The 17,090-nt window shown below is 41.2% G+C and carries 16 protein-coding genes; 8 read left to right on the top strand and 8 right to left on the bottom strand.

Annotation, left to right across the window (positions count from 1 at the left end; all coding sequences use genetic code 11):
- Nucleotides 1–402 precede the first annotated feature (402 nt).
- From astA to astE, 4 genes are read left to right on the top strand one after another with little or no spacing between them, the layout of a single operon-like run.
- Nucleotides 403–1,437, top strand: coding sequence for an arginine N-succinyltransferase (gene astA, locus K358_RS0100085; protein ID WP_027694932.1), 1,035 nt, complete (start codon nucleotides 403–405; stop codon nucleotides 1,435–1,437).
- Complete coding sequence (astD, locus tag K358_RS0100080; RefSeq protein WP_027694931.1) at nucleotides 1,437–2,909, top strand: succinylglutamate-semialdehyde dehydrogenase; 1,473 nt, start codon at nucleotides 1,437–1,439, stop codon at nucleotides 2,907–2,909. The genes astA and astD overlap by 1 nt, the downstream gene beginning before the upstream one ends.
- A 10-nt stretch (nucleotides 2,910–2,919) precedes the next feature.
- Nucleotides 2,920–4,266, top strand: coding sequence for an N-succinylarginine dihydrolase (astB, locus tag K358_RS0100075; RefSeq protein ID WP_027694930.1), 1,347 nt, complete (start codon nucleotides 2,920–2,922; stop codon nucleotides 4,264–4,266).
- Between the two features lie 2 nt (nucleotides 4,267–4,268).
- Entirely contained in the window at nucleotides 4,269–5,276 is a 1,008-nt protein-coding gene (astE, locus tag K358_RS0100070) for a succinylglutamate desuccinylase (protein ID WP_051241096.1), read from the top strand.
- A gap of 256 nt (nucleotides 5,277–5,532) precedes the next feature.
- Here astE and K358_RS18725 read toward each other — a convergent pair whose 3' ends face one another.
- Entirely contained in the window at nucleotides 5,533–5,955 is a 423-nt protein-coding gene (locus K358_RS18725; protein ID WP_051241095.1) for a hypothetical protein, read from the bottom strand.
- Between the two features lie 415 nt (nucleotides 5,956–6,370).
- Between K358_RS18725 and trhO the strand changes: the two genes are divergently transcribed.
- Nucleotides 6,371–7,354 carry an oxygen-dependent tRNA uridine(34) hydroxylase TrhO gene (gene trhO, locus K358_RS0100060; RefSeq protein ID WP_027694927.1) on the top strand — a complete coding sequence of 328 codons (984 nt, stop codon included), beginning with the start codon at nucleotides 6,371–6,373 and terminating at the stop codon, nucleotides 7,352–7,354.
- A 147-nt stretch (nucleotides 7,355–7,501) separates the two neighbouring features.
- On the opposite strand, the gene K358_RS0100055 is transcribed toward trhO, so the two are convergent.
- The 6 genes from K358_RS0100055 to K358_RS0100030 all read right to left on the bottom strand — a co-directional run bounded on the left by K358_RS0100055 (nucleotide 7,502) and on the right by K358_RS0100030 (nucleotide 11,108).
- The gene (locus K358_RS0100055; protein ID WP_027694926.1) at nucleotides 7,502–7,948 is read right to left on the bottom strand and encodes a PTS sugar transporter subunit IIA; all 447 of its coding nucleotides are present in this window, start codon (nucleotides 7,946–7,948) and stop codon (nucleotides 7,502–7,504) included.
- Nucleotides 7,945–9,201, bottom strand: a complete 1,257-nt coding sequence (locus K358_RS0100050; protein WP_027694925.1) for a PTS ascorbate transporter subunit IIC — start codon at nucleotides 9,199–9,201, stop codon at nucleotides 7,945–7,947. Before K358_RS0100050 ends, K358_RS0100055 begins: the two co-directional genes overlap by 4 nt.
- Before the next feature lie 11 nt (nucleotides 9,202–9,212).
- The gene (locus K358_RS0100045; RefSeq protein ID WP_027694924.1) at nucleotides 9,213–9,482 is read right to left on the bottom strand and encodes a PTS sugar transporter subunit IIB; all 270 of its coding nucleotides are present in this window, start codon (nucleotides 9,480–9,482) and stop codon (nucleotides 9,213–9,215) included.
- Nucleotides 9,483–9,696: 214 nt separating this feature from the next.
- Nucleotides 9,697–10,173 (bottom strand): hypothetical protein, encoded by a 477-nt coding sequence (locus K358_RS0100040; RefSeq protein WP_027694923.1) that lies wholly within the window; start codon nucleotides 10,171–10,173, stop codon nucleotides 9,697–9,699.
- Between the two features lie 418 nt (nucleotides 10,174–10,591).
- Nucleotides 10,592–10,861, bottom strand: coding sequence for a Txe/YoeB family addiction module toxin (locus K358_RS0100035; protein WP_027694922.1), 270 nt, complete (start codon nucleotides 10,859–10,861; stop codon nucleotides 10,592–10,594).
- On the bottom strand, nucleotides 10,854–11,108 hold the full coding sequence (locus K358_RS0100030; RefSeq protein WP_027694921.1) for a type II toxin-antitoxin system Phd/YefM family antitoxin: 255 nt from the start codon (nucleotides 11,106–11,108) through the stop codon (nucleotides 10,854–10,856). The genes K358_RS0100035 and K358_RS0100030 overlap by 8 nt, the downstream gene beginning before the upstream one ends.
- Nucleotides 11,109–11,307: 199 nt before the next feature.
- On the opposite strand from K358_RS0100030, the gene add reads away from it, so the two are divergent.
- From add to K358_RS0100010, 3 genes are all read left to right on the top strand, one after another.
- Nucleotides 11,308–12,450: an adenosine deaminase gene (gene add / locus K358_RS0100025; protein ID WP_027694920.1), complete on the top strand. Its 1,143-nt coding sequence runs from the start codon at nucleotides 11,308–11,310 to the stop codon at nucleotides 12,448–12,450.
- A gap of 1,138 nt (nucleotides 12,451–13,588) precedes the next feature.
- Entirely contained in the window at nucleotides 13,589–14,422 is an 834-nt protein-coding gene (locus tag K358_RS0100015) for a hypothetical protein (RefSeq protein WP_027694919.1), read from the top strand.
- Between the two features lie 132 nt (nucleotides 14,423–14,554).
- Nucleotides 14,555–15,880 (top strand): DUF4062 domain-containing protein, encoded by a 1,326-nt coding sequence (locus K358_RS0100010; protein WP_083962705.1) that lies wholly within the window; start codon nucleotides 14,555–14,557, stop codon nucleotides 15,878–15,880.
- Between the two features lie 44 nt (nucleotides 15,881–15,924).
- Here K358_RS0100010 and K358_RS0100005 read toward each other — a convergent pair whose 3' ends face one another.
- Complete coding sequence (locus tag K358_RS0100005) at nucleotides 15,925–16,881, bottom strand: IS110 family RNA-guided transposase (protein WP_027694917.1); 957 nt, start codon at nucleotides 16,879–16,881, stop codon at nucleotides 15,925–15,927.
- Between the last annotated feature and the right edge of the window lie 209 nt (nucleotides 16,882–17,090).

Below are 17,090 nucleotides of genomic sequence, written 5' to 3'. Positions count from 1 at the left end.
CTTTGCTTTATTTTTCGCAGAGTGACTCTCAATATAAGGCAAGTTTTTCTACTAGGCTTGGCTTTAAATCCCATCAAACGAAATCTTATTCATTTATTGTAAATTAATATCTACTTTTCCTTTCTGCATTCATTCCTTCTTTCTTTAATACTTAAAAATATAAAGTTTTGATCTGTGTTTTCGATCATGTTTTGCTGGTTCTTCTGTTTATAAAAGATGTTATAAATATGTTTAAAATTCTGCAAATAACGATTTTGTAGATAGTATATTTTGCAATTTGATTCTTTATGCGACATTTGTGACTAATTAGGCGTTCCAGCGCAGAGATAATAAAAGTAGGAATTACAACCAATAAAATAATTGTATTTTTAAATGGAATTTTGGCAGTAAAAGGATATTGATATGATGATAATTCGACCGGTCAGATTGGAAGACCGAGCCGCAATTGTAGAGCTTGCCAGCAAAACGGGAGTCGGTTTTACGTCACTCCCACAAAATGAACAGCGAGTTGAGCAACGAATTGAACGAATGCTTAACACCTGGCATCAACATGTTCAGCTTGAAGAGCAAGGTTACCTGTTTGTTTTAGAAGATACCGAATTGAACAAGGTCGTGGGGGTGAGTGGCATTGAAGTGGCCATTGGCCTAGATGAACCTTGGTATAACTACCGTGTAGGCACGACAGTACATGCCTCCAAAAAGTTGGGTGTTTATCGTAGCATGCCAACGCTTTTCCTAAGTAATGATCACACCGGTTACAGCGAACTGTGTACACTTTTCTTAGATCCTGACTACCGTCACAGTCAAAATGGCTATCTATTATCTAAAGCTCGCTTTCTGTTTATGGCGAGTTTCCAAGACCGATTTTCTGACAAATTAATCGCTGAAATGCGTGGCTATTCTGATGAGGAAGGACGCTCACCATTTTGGGAAAGCCTAGGTCGACACTTTTTCAGTATGGATTTTGCCGAAGCCGATCATCTATCTGGCATGGGCAAGAAAGCCTTTATTGCTGAACTGATGCCGAAGCACCCGATGTACGTTGAGTTCTTAACTCAAGAAGCGCAAGACGTGGTTGGCAAAGTACACCCTCAAACTGAACCAGCAGCCGCTATATTAAATAGTGAAGGGATGAAATATGAAGGGTGTGTCGATATCTTCGATGCGGGCCCAACCTTAGAGGCGAGAATTGAAGATATTCGTGCGGTCAGAGACAGTGAGCTGTGGCCTGTTTCTATTCAATCTCCGGCGCTATCGCAAGATAGTCCCGTTTACTTACTCGCCAATCAAGATTTCTTAAATTATCGAGCCGTGCTGGGGCAAGTGTCATTTGAAGGCCAATCTATTTGTATTCCCCCTCATGCCGCCGAAGCATTAGGCGTAAAAGCGGGTGATGTGATCCGCGCTGTTACTTTATTTCCAAAGGAGAATTCGTAATGTCTCATCCAAATCTATTCATTAACGGCCAGTGGTGTAACGCAACAGGTCAGTCATTTGATAAAATCAATCCTGCGAATAATACGGTGATTTGGCAAGGTCAAGAAGCAACAGCCGAGGATGTAGATCAGGCGATTAGTGCCGCGCGAACCGCTTTCCCTAGTTGGGCGAGAACACCACTTGAGAAACGTATTGAGTTATTAGAAACCTTTTCTCAATTACTGGCTGAAAATAAACAGCATCTGGCAGAAGTGATCTCACAAGAAACCGGCAAGCCACATTGGGAAACCTTAACCGAAGTCGGCGCTATGGTCGGCAAAGTGGCCATTTCACTGAAAGCCTACCATGAAAGAACTGGTGAAAAATCGACGGATATGCCAGACGGACAAGCGGTACTACGCCATCGTCCACATGGTGTGTTGGCTGTATTTGGTCCTTATAACTTCCCGGGGCATTTGCCGAATGGACACATTGTTCCAGCCTTATTAGCCGGTAATACCATTGTGTTTAAACCAAGTGAACTGACGCCTTGGACCGCCGAAGAAACCCTAAAACTGTGGGTAAAAGCGGGCTTGCCTGATGGCGTCATTAACCTAGTACAAGGCGGTAGAACCACTGGTGAAGCCTTAGCCTCACATAGCGGTACTGACGGTTTATTGTTTACTGGTAGCGCGAATACTGGTTATCACTTACATCGTCAATTGGCCGGTCAGCCAGAGAAAGTATTGGCCCTTGAAATGGGCGGCAACAATGCGCTGATTGTTGAAGAAATTGAAGATATGGATGCGGCGGTGCATTTAACGATTCAATCGGCCTTTATTTCCGCGGGTCAACGTTGTACCTGTGCACGTCGCTTATTGGTGAAGGAAGGTGCGCAAGGAGATGCCTTTATTAAGCGCTTAGTTGAAGTGAGTAAAGACATTGGTGTTGGTGAGTGGAATGCAGAACCTGCGCCGTTTATGGGTAGTGTGATTTCTCTGCTCGCGGCGAAACAATTACTCGCGGCTCAAAAAGATCTACTAGAGAAAGGTGCCACCTCACTACTAGAAATGACTCAAGTCGATGACCAAGCGGCGCTGTTGACTCCGGGAATTATGGAAATTACCGGTGTAGAGGGCATTGCCGATGAAGAACACTTCGGCCCGCTACTGACCATCATTCGCTATCAAGATTTCGACCAAGCTCTGCACATTGCCAATAACACTCGTTACGGTTTATCGATGGGATTGATTTCGCCAAATCGAGATCATTATGAGCAATTATTAATTGAATCGCGGGCTGGTATTGTCAACTGGAACAAGCCGTTAACTGGCGCTTCAAGTGCCGCGCCATTTGGTGGTACGGGGGCATCGGGGAATCATCGTCCTAGTGCTTATTACGCAGCGGATTATTGTGCATGGCCAATGGCATCACTTGAAAGTGACAACATTGCGTTACCTGAGCAATTATCTCCCGGTTTAACGTTTGGGTAAGGGAGTCGATATGAAAGTGTATGAAGTCAATTTTGATGGTTTAGTGGGGCTAACTCACCATTATGCAGGTTTGTCATTTGGTAATGTGGCGTCAACCAACAATCAAAATGCCGTATCTAACCCTAAGTTGGCAGCCAAACAAGGCTTGCTGAAAATGAAAGCTTTGAGTGATATGGGCTTTAAGCAAGGCGTGTTACCACCGCAAGAGCGTCCGTATATTCCTACTTTAAGACAGCTTGGTTTTAGCGGAAACGATCAACAAGTGCTTGCCAGTGTTGCTAAACAAGCGCCGAAATTGTTATCTGCGGTCAGTTCTGCATCTTCGATGTGGACAGCCAATGCCGCTACCATGTCTCCGTCTGCCGATACATCGGATGGTCGAGCACATTTTACCGTCGCTAATCTCAATAATAAATTCCACCGTGCTATTGAAGCGGATACGACGAGTGCCACGCTTCGAGCCATGTTTAATAACGATCAATACTTTGCTCATCACGAAGCTCTACCGCAACAGTCGGTAATGGGCGATGAAGGCGCTGCTAACCATAATCGCTTATGCAGTGAATACGGCGCGAAAGGTGTTGAAGTTTTCGTTTATGGCAGACAAGCCTACGGTGGGCAAGTTGAACCGACTCGTTACCCAGCAAGGCAAACCTTAGAAGCCAGCCAAGCCGTCGCTCGACTACATGGTTTATCTGAACAACAAACGGTATTTGTGCAACAAAACCCAGAAGTTATCGACCAAGGCGTTTTTCATAATGATGTTATCGCGGTCAGTAATGGCAACGTACTATTTCATCATGATCAGGCTTTTTTGAATCAGACAGCGGCTTTTGATGAAATTAGACAAAAACTCTCATTGCAACAAACCGACTTTATTTCCATTGAAGTGCCGACCGAGCAAGTGTCGGTACAAGATGCTGTCAACACCTATCTTTTTAATAGCCAGTTATTAACGAAACCCAACGGTAAGATGATGCTGGTGGTGCCGGAAGAGTCTCGCCAAAACACCAATGTGTGGAATTACCTTACGGAATTACTGAGTTCGAACGGACCGATTGATGAAGTGAAAGTGTTCGATTTACGCGAAAGTATGCGTAATGGTGGTGGGCCGGCATGTTTGCGCCAAAGAGTAGTGTTAACCGAAGCAGAACTGCAAGCGGTGACGCCACAAGTGCTAATGAATGATGAGCTGTTCAATACTTTAAATACTTGGGTAGACCGTTTTTATCGAGATCGACTATTAGAAACGGATCTAGCTGACCCACAATTGTTGAATGAAAACCGTCAAGCACTAGATGAACTGACGCAAATTCTCGCACTTGGTAGTATTTATCCGTTCCAAACCAGAGGCTAGTTATGATTCAAGACTTCTTAGCTTTGACATTAACGCAACAAATACCACAACAATGTGAAGGCGAAACAAACGGCTTTGCGTGGAAATGGTTAGCACATGGTGCTTTGTTATTAGAGCCACTCAATCAACGTGAAAGTGAAGATCATATTGTTATTTCAGCGGGCGTACATGGCAATGAAACCGCGCCAATCGAGTTGCTAGATAGTATATTGAGCGATCTCAATAGCGGAGATTTAGTTCTGAATGTGCGTTTGTTGGTGCTGCTTGGTAACCCTAGTGCAATGGCCCAGGGTGAACGCTATCAGCAGATTGATTTGAACCGCTTATTCAGTGGAGTGCATAATCAATATGATGCTTGTGAAGAAACGCAACGAGCAGCACAATTGGAATCTTTAACTAAAGCGTTTTTTGCCGCGCCGACTACGGGTAAAAAATGGCATTTAGATTTACATACCGCCATTCGAGAATCTCATCATGTGCGTTTTGCCATGTTGCCTTTTCAAAAAATAGACACGTTTAGTCGCGCTTTATTTAGTTGGCTAGAAAGCGCCGATATCGAAGCTGTAGTAGTTAACCAAGCACCAAGCGGTACGTTTTCTTACTTTTCTAGCCACCATTGCGGCGTAAACAGTTGCACCTTAGAACTAGGAAAAGCCAAACCGTTTGGAGCCAATGACCTGAGTCAGTTCACGAGAATTGATGCTGCGCTGCGCAATCTGATAACCAAAGGCGTTCAAGATTGCCCCGAGTCATCAGGACGCAACATACTGGTGTATCAAGTCAGCCAACAATTAACCAAATTATCAGACGCATTTATAATGAAATTTAGCGATGATGTAAAAAATTTTACTGCTTTCAAGCAAGGCGAAGTATTAGCCGTCGATGGTGATACCACCTATCGAGTGCAACAGCCGACAGAGTGGGTACTGTTTCCTAATCCTAAAGTTAGGCCAGGTTTAAGAGCAGGGTTGATGTTGGTGGCAATCGATCAAGATACAATTTTCCAATAACAGACATACTGATTAACTCTACCCAAAGTAATTGGAGTTGTAGTGAGGCGTCAAGTGAATGAGGCCCCATGAGCGTAGCTTGTCTATGCCTTTCTTTATAAAAAAGATAGGGGGGCGAATGAAAGCCGACAACAAAGCTGCAGCTTCAAGTACGAAGGGTATATACTAAAAAGCCACTGATGCTAAATACAGCATACAGTGGCTTTTTTCATCCCAGGGGATTATTTATAAGAATGATACATTCACTTGATAGTGATTAACAATCCGTATCTTCAGCGTTAACGCCTTCTTTAATGTTTTCACATTTATCTTCAATCGCGTTACCAGCGTCAGTTGCCATGTCATCCATTGAATCTTGAGCATCATTGGTATGATCTGACATGTCATTACTCATTTCATCAACTTTAGCGGCTGCCGCATCGGCTTGATCAGACATTGCATCGCCTGCTTGGTCTAGTTGCTCACCCATTTGATCAGAAGCTTCAGATGCTGACTCTTGTACATCAGTTGCCATTTCATCCATTTGTTGTCCTGCATCGTCAGCCATTTGCTGAGTCTGCTCGACGGCAGTATCGACCTTTTCTTCAGCTTTATCTGCCGTATTGTTATCACAAGCGGCAAGCGCAAGTGTAAAGAAAGAGGCTACTGCGAATGGTTTCAACCAATTTGTTTTAGTCATATTCACTCCTTAGTGTGTGAGATATGTTATACCCATCATACTTGACGCTGCAGCTTTGTTGACGGCGTTCATTCACCTCAATCACATAGACGAGCTATGCTCATGGAGCTTCACTCACTTGTCGCCTCACTGCAACTCCAATTACTTTAAGTATAAAAGGGGGAAATCTCAAAAAATTATTTTCTCAATGTTGTGTACCAACTAACTCTAGCCTATCTATAAATAATTACGATGCTAAGTTGATGAAATTAACTCGTTTATAACAACACATGACAACGAATTTACCTTTGAGCCCTATTTCTCCCGTTTTTGCTCATAATTAAATCAATAGACGTATAAATTATAAGTATTTGTCGTGATCTTTCTCAAGTACAATAGCGCCAAATTGTATCTGTTTTGTTATGTAAGGAATTCCATGAGTCAATTTGTTGTCTGTGCTCTGTATAAATTTGTCGAGCTCAAAGATCATCAAGCGCTGCAATCTCCATTATTAGAATTGATGGAAAAGCATGCCATTCGCGGTACGTTATTACTGGCTCATGAAGGGATTAATGGCACGGTGGCAGCCTCGCGTGAGGGCATTGATGCTTTACTGGCGTGGTTTGGTCAAGATGATCGCTTAGCCGACATTAACTATAAAGAGTCTTATCACCAAGAAATGCCTTTCAATCGCTCTAAAGTGAAGCTGAAGAAAGAAATTGTCACCATGGGCGTTGAAGGGATCGATCCTAAACAGGTCGTTGGAACTTACGTGAAGCCGCAAGATTGGAATGATTTGATCGCTGATCCGGAAGTGTTTGTCGTAGACACGCGTAATGATTATGAAATCGAGTTAGGCACCTTTGAGCGCGCGGTTAACCCTAATACCGAGACATTCCGAGAATTTCCTGATTATGTAAAAGACAATCTCGATCCGGAAAAGCATAAGAAAGTGGCGATGTTTTGTACTGGTGGCATTCGTTGTGAAAAGTCAACAGCATACCTAAAAGAACAAGGCTTTGATGAGGTGTATCACCTTGAAGGTGGCATTCTAAAATATTTAGAAGAAGTACCAGAAGAAGAGAGCTTGTGGAATGGCGATTGCTATGTATTTGACGGACGAGTAGCGGTTAACCATCAGTTAGAAAAAAGTGAATATGAGCTTTGTAATGCCTGTCGCTTACCTATTACGGATGAAGACAAGCAAAGCGAGCAGTTTGAGCAAGGCGTAAGCTGCCCTAAATGTTTTGGTACCCATTCTGATGAGCAAATTGAACGCTTTCGCGAGCGTGAGAAGCAAGTTCAATTGGCAAAGCAACGTGGCGAAGAACATGTTGGTGGCGATGCGGTAAAGCTCATGGAGCAAAAGCGTCAATTAAAGCTTCAGAAGAAAGCAGAACAACGTCAATCTAAGCGCTGATTTTACAATGTAAATAGTTCGAATAAACTCAGGCTTAGAGTGAAAAATTCATCTCTAGGCCTGAGTTTTTTACTACTGCTGCTTAGTTATGCTCTTTGGGGGAGTAAAGTACTCTTAATATATGGAAAGACTTTATCAACCTAAGCATTAGTATTTCTTCAAGATCTCAGTAACTTCCTCTACCGTCTTAGCTGAAATGATTGCGTTAATATCACCATCATTTTGGAATAACTCAGACAATGCCATTATTGTTTGTATGTGGCTATCGGAGTCCATTGCCGCAAGTGTTACAGCAAAGTAAACCAGCCCATTGTCCTCGGATTCAAAATCAGCACCATTTTTAAATACTGTTACTTGAAGAGAGGCTTCATTTACACCATCTTCCGGCCTAGCATGTGGCATCGCAATTTTAGGTGCCAATACATAATAAGCGCCAATTTCCTGATGCTTTTGTTTAATAGCCTCTAGGTATGTAGCTTCAATACTTCCTTGCTCAAGAAGTTTGCTACAAGTGATATCCAGTGCAGCATTGACGCTCAAGTTTTCTTCATTTGAGATAACGATGTTATCGCTAATTAGACTTAATAAGCTCATGACACAATCCATCCAAGAATTAAGCCAACAACACCAAAGTCAAAGTCGGCAAAAGTAGTGGCTTCTAGACCGATGTTTCCTAATACAGGTAGTAGAAGCATAGGTAAGAACGAAATACATAATCCTTGTGTAAAGGAACCTAAAATCGCGCCTCGTAAACCGCCTGTCGCATTACCATATACTCCGGCAGCACCACCAACAAAGAAGTGAGGAACGACACCCGCAACAATAATTGTCCAATCAAACATGCCTTGGATACCCATAGCGACAAGGCCGGCTGCAAATGATGATAAGAAACCAATTAGAACTGCGTTAGGTGCCATTGGGAATACCATTGGGCAGTCTAGTGCAGGTTTTGCACCAGGGACTAACTTGTCAGATATCCCTTTAAATGCAGGAACAATTTCAGCAATCAACATCTTCACACCTTGCAGAACAATGTATACACCACCTGCAAAAGTAAGCGACTGAATAAAAGTAAATACTACCCAATTTTGACCGCCAGATACTGTTTCAACAAAATCGCCACCGGCAAAAAGAGAAGCAAACAAGAAGAAAATAGCCATTGTTACGGCTACTGCTACTGGAGTGTCACGCAGGAACATCAAGCTCTTTGGTACATTCATGTCTTCAGTCGTTCTAGAAGTATCACCAAATTTGCTACCAATGAAGCCAGATATTAAATAGGAGAACGTAGAGAAGTGCCCCATTGCTAGTTGGTCAGTTCCCATCACTTTCTCTGTGTATTTTTGAGCAAGTGCAGGCATGATCACCATTAACGAACCAACAAGAATTGAACCTATAGCTACCAACATTGTTCCAGTGATACCCGCGGTAGATAAAATCACCGCAACTAGCATAGACATAAACATTGTATGGTGACCCGTTAAGAAAATATATTTTAACGGCGTAAATCTAGCGAGGAGAATGTTGACGATGAAAGAGAAAAACATGATCAATGCCATCTCATATCCAAAAGCTTCTTGTGCTAGAGCAACAATAGCTTCGTTATTTGGAATGACACCACTAACACCAAATGCTTCCGTAAAGACGACTGAAAAGTTATTTAAAGCGCCAACTAATGCTCCAGCACCAAACCCTAAAATCAGGAAGCCCATTACGGTTTTTATTGTACCCTTAAGAACCGTTGAAACATCAGCCTTCTGAGCAACCAAACCAATAAAAGCAATTAAACCGACCATGATTGCTGGCTCTTTTAATAAGCCCAGCATAAATTCAAAAAAGTTTTCCATTATATTACACCTCAGATGAATGCTTTTAATTGCTCTTCAATTGATTCTTTATCAAAGATATTTGAAAGGCTTACAACGTTCTCTTTACCCATTTCTTTTAATTGAGTTGCAATATCTGTTGCTGCTACCCAAATATCGGCTTTAGTGGATGTCGCTGAGGATAAATCTTCGTGTTCTACTTCTGCTGAAAAGCCAATTTTCTTAACAACTTCTTTTACTGCCATCTCCATCATTAATGAAGTACCAAGACCATTTCCGCATACAACCATAATCTTTTTCATAATTATTATCTCTTATAGGGTTTATTGTTTTGATGGGAGGATGTTAGCGAAATTGCCCTGAATCAATATAGATCTACTTCACAAAGTCAAAATGACCTTGTGAGTCAGATCACGCAATTTAAGGCTAAATTAGTATGACTTTCGAAATGAACAACTTAATGTGACATTGATCAACGTTATAGGTTAGAGAGGAATCATAAGCAAAAAGAGGAATTTACTTACCATAGTCGGTCAGCATTTTCTTAAGAAGGGAGTTTACGTCTTTAGTCTTTTTATTTCTTTTTGTTAAGGCACTTAGTGATGTAGGGAATTCTAATTCTGCATTGGTATTACTGTCTTCATCTTCTGCTGCTCGTTCTCGCAACTTTTGAACCGCAGCAAGTATTAGTCTAATTTCAGTGCCATTTTTATCTTCTAGCACCACAATATTACCTGAATCAACTTGCTTTACCGTTAATAGGCCATGCTTTTGTGATTCATATTGCTTACCGACCATAGAGGATTGTGCAGGCACAGAGCGGTCGATGATTTGCCCATTGCGAAGTTTTGCTGCTGTTGTGGATCTAATATTGCCCGTATTTTCAAAGGCTATAATGACAGTATGAGTATTGTAATATTCAACCACCACAACAGGGCCATGCTTTTTGGTTTCAAAAATAGAACCAATCTGCATATCTTTGGGGGCTTCCATTTTTTTTACAAACATCATTCAATTCCGTATACAACGTGAAATCTATCATTTATATAATTATACCCAAGTAACTTCAAGATACGAGATTCAGCAAGAATAAAACAAGCTTGAGGCAAGGCAAATTGGACATGATCATAGTTATTCTATCTCTGTTCAATTTAACGCAGCATCAAGCTTGTTTTAACTTGCCCTTCGGGAGCTTCATCCAACCCTTTATACCGCGTCAGATTGGTTTGAAAGGTGCTTACATTCCTTCGCCAATCGTCCTTGCCTAAAGGATTGGATGATAGCTCTGAATTCTGCATCTTGAAGTCACTTGGGTATATACGCACAAATTACATTGCAGAGTATTTTAAACACTATAAGGACATATCAACGAAAAGTGCAATCCACACTTTTAATTATGATACAGCCAAACCTAGTAGTGATAGCGACACGAAATTATCGTAATAGCTTGAGCGTCTACGGCATAAACAAGTCTGTTTGTATCATCAATGCGGCGAGACCAAAAACCAGATAAGTTCTCTTTCAACGGTTCAGGTTTACCTATGCCCTCAAATGGAGAGCGCTTTACATCATTAATGAGTTTATTTATGCGCTTTAGTGTTTTTTTGTCTTGGTATTGCCAGTACACGTAATCACCCAAAGCATCGTCAGTCCACGATAATAAACGCTGCTGACTACTCATCAATTAACTCTCGTTCTGTTGTTTTTCCAGCACGATATTGTTCGATTGAGCGATCTAGATGCTCTGCGTTTTTAGGGGAACGAAGTAAGTGGACGGTTTCCATTAGGCTATTGTAATAGTCTAGTGACATAACCACGGCATCTTCAGAGTCTCTGCGAGTAATTATGGTAGTGTCGGCATCATTAACGACACCGTCTAAAACGGCTTTGAGACTATTTCTAGCTTCAGTAAACGACACGATTTTCATAATAACCTCCACATGTACAGTTAACGGAACAAGTATAGCGTCGAGTGATTAACCTGTACAGTTAATAGGACGGGTTAATAAGGTGACCTAGTGAAAACGTTTGCGGTGTACCAGTACGTAAATTTTCATACTTTATCGTTGCATTAATAAAATGGAACGGTAAGGTGCGATAAATAGATTAATCAATAGAGATAACATCATGACTGCTACGCTTCCTAAAGTAATTTTACATGAACATATTGAAGGTTCTGTAACGCCTGAAATGGCTTTGATCTTGGCTAAAAAACATGGGGTGTCATTACCTGATGATTTTCTCTATGCCGATGGCGCTTATGATAAAGCGGAATTCCCAAATGGCCGTTATCAATACGATGAAACTGACTTTGGTGAGTTCGTAAAAGCTTATGATGTTGTTGCTGATCTCGTTCGTGATGCCGATGACTATTACTTGATCATGAAAGACTACCTGAGCCGTAATGCGCAGCAAGGGATGATCTACTGTGAAATGATCACATCTGCTTTCCACTTATGTTGTGAAGAAGATGAAAATGGCACAGTGTTGTTGAACGCAGATAAATACCACGAATTCATGAATGGCATTGAGCGTGCGATTAATGAAGTCAAAGAAGAGTACGGTACAGAAACACGTCTGCAAGGTTGTGGTGTTCGCCATTTAAGCCTAGAGCATCTGGATTTGAGTGTAGACTTTATCGCGAAAAACCCGCGTGAAGTTGTCACAGGTTTCAACATTGCCGGTAACGAAATGGCGGGTGAATTTGAAGATTTCATCTACGTTCATGAACTGGTGGACAATATCCCATTGCCTAAGTCTTATCATGCGGGGGAAATCCGTGGCCCTGAAAGCATTCGTGATGCTTTAAAATTTGGCGCAAAACGCATTGGTCATGGTATTGCAGCCATTAAAGATGACGCTTTGATTGAGCAACTGATCGCAGAAAACATTACCTTAGAAGTCGCTCCAACCAGTAATCGAATTCTGGTCACGGAGTTTGAACAAAAACTCGATAATCACCCTTTACGTCGTTTATATGAAAAGGGCGTGCGTTTGTCGGTCAATACTGATGATGCGGGCTTATTTGGTACCGATGTCGCCAAGGAATACCACATTGCAGAAACGGTATTTGGATTTAATCGTGTCGAACTATTAGATGTCACGCTATGTGCACTAGAAGCAGCGTTTGTGTCGGATAATGTGAAGCAAGACTTGATTGATAAAGCCTACCAAGCGTTTACTGATCAAGATTGGCATGATTTAGAAGTGCATGCGGCAGGATTAGCTGATGGCGCATTGAAAACACGTTTGCAAAATCGTTTACTATAAGTAATGCCACGTTACCTATAATAAAAACCGTAATAAAAATCACGGAGAGTAGTAAGCTCTTCTACCAAAAAGGCAGCGTTCAATTCATATTGGTCAGCTGCCTTTTTTAAATATTTATGCCTTAAAGTAGTTGGGTGTAACCAACCCCATCCCCGCTTCCCCTTATATCGACTCCTGCTGCCAAGTAACATCATCTACCAAGGGGAAGAGCTAGTCTTTGTCGATTTTAGTTGCAGTATCTACCCAAGATTCACCGCACATTATTAGCGCGTCATTCCAGCCGAGCCTAAGCAAGAGCAGGAGTCTACTTATCACGCGCTGAATATTTGAAATGTATTTCTTTAAGCAGATACCATTACACAATAAGCGATCACAAATAACTCCCTCCCTTTACCAACGGAAAACACTTGGCATTAAGATTGATAGCCAAGGGAGGGCGGGGGAGGGTTGATGTTAATGACTTATTTGTGCCTTAAAGTAGTTGGGCGTAACCAACCCCATCCCCGCTTCCCCTTATATTGACACCTACCACCAAGTAGATTCATCTACCAAGGGGAAGAGCTAGTCTTTGTCGCTTGTAGTTGCAGTATCTACCCAAGATTCACCGCACATTATTAGCGCGTCATTCCAGCCGAGCCTAAGCGAGAGCAGGAATCTACTAATCACGTGCTCAATATTTAGAATGTTTTTTCTTTACGCAGATACCACTAAACAACAAGCGCCCACAAATAACTCCCTCCCTTTACCAGAGGAAAATACTTGGTATTAAGATTTACAGCCAAGGGAGGGGGGGAGGGGAGGGTTGATGTGAGTTACTAATTTATGCTCATTCCTAGTTAGGATTGGAATTTTTCTCAATACACTAAGTATCCTTCTGAAAGGTAAATCGCCTTTCTGTCTCATTCTGTGTGTTTATACAGTTATAATTAAATTTTTTGCGTATTAAGCGACTTTGTTTGAAAGCACTTTATTGTTTGTGTACACACAAACTTGAAACAGATCTTTTGCTAACTCAATACCAATAATAGTAGAATTATTCATAACTGTTTGACTCCCAATAAAAACTTCTTAGCAAGTTAAGTTTAGCAGAGGAGAGGGAGTCTAATTATCTGTTAAGCGGTAGTAAGGAACTAGCATCGTGCTATTTGAAAAACCAAATCTAAAAAGGCCTATATCACTTGATCTAGTGGGGCTGGTTTGTGTCGTTGTGATAGTCACTGCGTATATTACATATGGCGCGATTGTTATATCGGAAATTGTGAATGTAAATGGCTCTAGCTCAAAAATAACAATTTTAGATTTAATTAACGGCATTGCTCAAATAGCTACTGCGTCAGCTTTTGTGTTGGCTTATGTTCAGTTCCGAAAAAATAGGATCCAACAGCGACAGGTGATTATTGCAACAGAAGCAACATCACAACTAGAAAAAATGATATCGGTTATTAATGAAATGGAACTTGGTGAGAAAACCGATTTAAAGAGTCTCAATAAATCCATATCTCTTCTTTCTAACCTGGCTACAAATTTCGATGAATTGTTTAAGGCCATGAGTGAAGATATCCAAAAAGCCATCGTCAGGATGCAGTGGCAAGACATGTATTTCAACTATCTTAGTCACGCGCTAAGAGGCATTGACCCGGTAGTAATTCTGAAAAAGGAAGCATCAATTGATGAGGCTGTGTTAGAGAATGCGGTAACTGAGGCTAAAAGGGAATCTGAAGAAAACAATATTTTGCCGGTATTCAAAGAATATGTTTTTACTGAAAAACTCTTAAGCCATCCGGACATAAAACCCAAATATAGTCTTGGTGGAAAAATAGACACCCTTGATATGTTTGTATCGCATTATCTAAATGATCACAATTTGAACGATTTAATGTACGGTTTGCTATCAAGAATCGATATTAGGGCCCATGCTCCACTGCTCGCTGTTGCTGGCCCTAGCGAGTGGGCTTTGAAGAAGTCAACATGAATCGCTTAACAAACGGCTGCTGTCGGACTGGCAAAAGCTCCGTCTACGCCTCCACTATTTCTAGCCGCAGAGCCGGGCGTTAGGCTTTTAAGCGGTACTAAAAAAATAAGTTACAAATATGAGAGGCAGTACATGAGCCGACGATTAAGAGTTTTCGTTAGTAGTACAATGAAGGATTTACCAAATGAGCGTTTTGCCGTTGTAGAACGACTTAAGTCATTTAACGTTGATGTTATCAACGCTGAAGGTATCAACCCGAGTGGCCTTGGTTCATGGGACACTTTGGAAGCAAAGATAGACTCGGCAGATATCTTCGTCCTTATATTGGGTAACGCATATGGGTGGGTTCCTAAAGATGGTCCAAAAAAAGAGTTAGAATTATCTGTTACACATTTAGAGCTAAAATACGCTCAGGAACTAGGCATACCAGTACTATCATTTCTTAAAAACCTTGAGTATGGGGCTGATAGTCATTCTGAAGATGCTAAAAGGAGAGATGCATTTAGAAAAGAGGTGCAGGACTGGAAATACGGGTATTTTACGGCTGGATTTGATTTAGCTCACGACCTATCGTCAAAAGTTGCGGATGCATTTATAAGTTTGCTTATGGATGAGTTTCAAAAAGTTAAATTACAAGAACGGGTTCCTCTTGCAACTAAGTCAATAGTGAGGCTAGGGGAAGTCAATGACGTAAAATCTGAGTTAACAAGTTTACCATTTGAATTAGTCGAAGCTGTGAAGTCTGGGAATGCAATCCTTTTTGCTGGTGCGGGTATATCACTCGCCGCGGGCCTTCCATCAGCATCAGCATTTGCTCAAAGTCTGATTAAGTCGATGAACAGCGTTGAACCAGATTACTCTGTAAATCCAACTGGCTCTGCGTTTGCTGGGATAGCTACTGATTTATCTGCAGTTATGGGGCGTGAGTATCTAGTTGAAGCTATTTCAACAGTAATAAACTTCCCACAAGGAATCGAGCCTACTGAAGCTCATCTCAAATCAGTGGAATTATTCGATCATATTATTACTACCAATTACGATATGCTGTTTGAAAGTGCAATATCATCTCTAGGCTTAAATTCAAATGTTTACGCTGAAGAAATAAATGGTGAAATCTCAAATAGAGCATTAATAAAGCTTCATGGAACAATTGATATTCCAAGTTCTCTTTTACTTTCAGAGTCGGAAGTAATTATGTTTGATAAGACAAGGCCAAACTTGTGGAGTGCAGCTTTGGATGATTTGAACTCCAAAGTTGTAGTAGTGGTTGGTGCATCGTTGCATGACCCTAGTATTATTAGGCTATTTTCGGAAGCGAAGAATATTAAAGGTTACTTTGTTTCTCCAGAGTTACTAAGCTCAACTCATAAGAGAGTCAATGCATGGAACTTAGAGAGTATCCAAGCAGATGCTGATGAGTTTATGTCTAAGCTTTACGAGTATATCAAAGTTGTTTAATTGTATCGGAAACAAAGCATAACAAACGACTATGGTGTCAATAACTAATTTTTAGCAAAATTTTCATCCCACATGGAGCCATCTCTTATCATCGAATTTAATATGACTACCATCTTACGAACACAAGCGATGATGGCTACTTTTTTAGGTTTTCCAGCTTCAACAAGGCGTTGGTAAGTGGCTTTGAAAATAGGGTTACATTGCATAGCTGACATCATCGCCATGTAAAGAACGGTCCTTACTTGCGACCTGCCACCTTGTATTGTTCTCTTGCCTTTATAACGCCCGCTTTCTTTGGTTATCGGCGCAACGCCGATAAGAGAAGCCGCTTGTTTATTGGAGATGTATCCTAACTCAGGCATATTGCTGATGATTGATGCTGCTGCGATATTACCTATACCGGGGACACTTTGTAAGAGTATGTTTTTAGCTTGATATTCGGGGCAATTTTCGATGAGTTTAGTCAGTTTATCTTCGATTTTTTTGATTTGATTTTTCATCGCTATGAGCATCGGTTTTATCGTTGAATGCAGTGATTTAGGTAAGATTTGTATCCGGTTCTTTTCCATAGTTTGCATCGATAATAACTGATTTCTGCGGACGACTAAGTCACTCATTAATCTTATGTTTTCAGCCTTTATAATAGTAATTTCTGGCTTGATAGATTCAGCAAAGTGAGCAATTAACTCGGCATCCAGTTTGTCATTTTTTGCTCGACGCCCAATGGCGCCGGCGAAGCGTTTAATGTGCACGGGATTAGCTCGGACTATAGGGAGTTTTGCTTCAGCACATTCAAGCACAAATGGCATTTCTAAGCGCCCAGTGGCTTCAATGACGATACGTTGTGGGGCATGTTTTTTGATTTTTTTAATCGCTTCTTTAATACCTTTTTCATCATTGGTAACAGTGAAATAGATATCAAGAGGGCGAATGAATATGTCTAATTGTGATTTGCCAGTATCAACACCGACATTAATGTTTTGAAGTGTATTTGTATTCATAATAAGCTAACTCATGCTTGCGTAATGCGGGTTCGAGACCCAGTCGACTATTCGAGGTTTATGCTTGGAGTTCTATGTAGCGTTCATGTTTGTTATCGGTCTCTCAACAGAGGAGCCAGCGTTCAAACGAACTACTACATAGAGAGCTTTAGTTGCAGCTAAAGCCTGGGTCTCACATTACCCAAAAGCAGAGTTAATTTCCCATACAA

It is taken from the genome of Vibrio litoralis DSM 17657 (genome assembly GCF_000426765.1).
In the GTDB taxonomy this organism is placed as follows: domain Bacteria; phylum Pseudomonadota; class Gammaproteobacteria; order Enterobacterales; family Vibrionaceae; genus Vibrio; species Vibrio litoralis.
This window is presented reverse-complemented; position numbering and strand designations above follow the sequence as displayed.